This is a genomic window from Paenarthrobacter sp. TAF1 (assembly GCF_052113825.1).
GTDB lineage: Bacteria > Actinomycetota > Actinomycetes > Actinomycetales > Micrococcaceae > Arthrobacter > Arthrobacter nicotinovorans.
In genome coordinates this window covers 1-1,761 of sequence record NZ_JBFRDO010000043.1, presented here as the reverse complement: position 1 = coordinate 1,761, position 1,761 = coordinate 1, and the positions used below count along the sequence as shown (strand labels likewise).

At 63.0% G+C, this 1,761-nt stretch carries 2 protein-coding genes and 1 rRNA gene; 2 read left to right on the top strand and 1 reads right to left on the bottom strand.

Translation table 11 applies throughout. The features are described from left to right. A 5S ribosomal RNA gene (gene rrf, locus AB4Y81_RS21515) occupies positions 1-98 on the top strand; the annotation flags it as partial. A gap of 56 nt (positions 99-154) precedes the next feature. Here the strand turns inward: rrf and AB4Y81_RS21510 are convergent. Beyond that, complete coding sequence (locus AB4Y81_RS21510; protein ID WP_018780367.1) at positions 155-532, bottom strand: nuclear transport factor 2 family protein; 378 nt, start codon at positions 530-532, stop codon at positions 155-157. A gap of 92 nt (positions 533-624) precedes the next feature. On the opposite strand from AB4Y81_RS21510, the gene AB4Y81_RS21505 reads away from it, so the two are divergent. Continuing rightward, positions 625-1,581 (top strand): RNA polymerase subunit sigma-70, encoded by a 957-nt coding sequence (locus tag AB4Y81_RS21505; protein WP_055975585.1) that lies wholly within the window; start codon positions 625-627, stop codon positions 1,579-1,581. The last annotated feature ends 180 nt before the right edge of the window (positions 1,582-1,761 follow it).

The window sequence follows — 1,761 nt, the reverse complement described above, 5'->3', positions numbered from 1 at the left end:
GGGAAACGCCCGGTCCCATTCCGAACCCGGAAGCTAAGACCCACAGCGCCGATGGTACTGCACCCGGGAGGGTGTGGGAGAGTAGGACACCGCCGGACAACCATTAACGAAGAGCCCCAACCACGGTTGGGGCTCTTCCATTTAACAAAGCCAGTCAGGCAGCCACCACCTGACCCCGGGCCAGCGCGAACGGCAGCCGGTCGAAGATGATACGGATCTCGCTGATGTGATTGTCTTCGATCCGATACAGTTCAGCGGCCGGAGCGTGCTGGACCGCCCGGTTGGCTGTCTCGTACATGAGAAGTGCTTCGTTCCCGGTGCCGTGGGCAGCCAGGAGCGCGGTCCCTGTCAGCGAAGCAGCGTAGGGCTCCATGAACGATCGCACGGCATCAATTCCCTTGATGGCCCCCGAGGGTGCATGGCAAACGACATCCCGGGCCAGGAGTTTTGCTGCCTCGTCCATGTCGTTGGTTGTCCATGCTCGGTAGTAGGCAACAGCGATTTCAACGGCTCGGGCCTGCTTGTCGGACATTGGCTTGTTCCTTTCGTTGGGCGTCTGCACCAGTTAAGACACCGGAACCGGGCTCATCGGAACGCATCAGGGGCACGTGCCAAGATGGGACCATGACGTCTGCGGAGTTGGAGTCGGCCAGGGCCGGTGACGAGTCGGCCTTCGCTTCGCTGATTGCACCTTTTCGCCGGGAGTTGCATGTGCACTGCTACCGGATCGTAGGGTCGGTTGACGACGCCGATGAGGTCATGCAGGAGGTGCTGCTCGCTGCGTGGCAGGGTCTGCCCGGATTCCAAGGCCGGTCGTCCCTTCGTACTTGGCTATATCGGATCGCCACCACACGCTCCCTGAACATGCGAAGGGAGCAGGGCCGCCGACCGCGTCCCGCACCGCCTCCGCCTTTCGAGCTGCCGGCGCCTGGCGACCGGTTCGAGCTTGGGAATTTGCAGCCCTACCCCGAGGTGCTGCTCAGCGAGCTGGACCCTGCGGCCCGGGCGGTGGCGCGCGAGACCATAGAGCTCGCTTTCGTGGTGGCGTTGCAACGGATGCCTCCGCGGCAGACGGCTGTGCTGATTCTCTGCGACGTACTGGCCTTCACCGCAGCTGAGGCGGCCGACATGCTTTCCATCAGTTCGACCGCGGTCAAGGGGCTGCTGCAACGCGCCCGCTCCGCTAAGCCTTCCCCCGCACCACGGGTGAACAGCACCGGTTACCTTGAGCTGGCCAGGCAATTTGCGGATGCCTTTTCACGTGATGACGTGGATGCCGTCCTTGCGCTGTTGACCGACGAATGTTGGCTGGCCATGCCTCCCGCTGTGGAGAGCTACGTTGGGCGGGATGCGGTCGGGGACTTCCTTCGAGCCAGCGCGTCCGGACGCCCGGGTGGCAGATATACGCTGCTCCCTGTGCAAGCAGGTGGCCGGCCGGCCTTCGTCTGCTATTTACAGGGGCGGGCCAGGGGGCTGATGGTGATCGAGCCATCCCTCGACGGTCACAGGATCGAGTCCATCATGCGTTTCCTGGATGACAGGCTGCACCGTCATTTCGGGACGCCGGATACACTCCCCTGATGCGGCCTTGAAGCCGCTCCACGCGGAGTCCTTGTAGGTGGTGTTCGACGGCGGTTTGGTGGGGTTTTGGGGGTTGGTGTGGGGGTGTTGGGTGGTGGATTTGCGTTGGGGTTGTGGGGCGTGTATTGTTTTCTGAGTCGCCGGGTGCGAAACGGAAAGCCGGAAGGTGTGTACGGTTCG

Excerpts from the sequence above, each read along its gene's own strand:
- AB4Y81_RS21510 (WP_018780367.1), bottom strand. The coding sequence starts at position 532 with ATGTCCGACAAGCAGGCCCGAGCCGTTGAAATCGCTGTTGCCTACTAC.
- AB4Y81_RS21505 (WP_055975585.1), top strand. The coding sequence starts at position 625 with ATGACGTCTGCGGAGTTGGAGTCGGCCAGGGCCGGTGACGAGTCGGCC.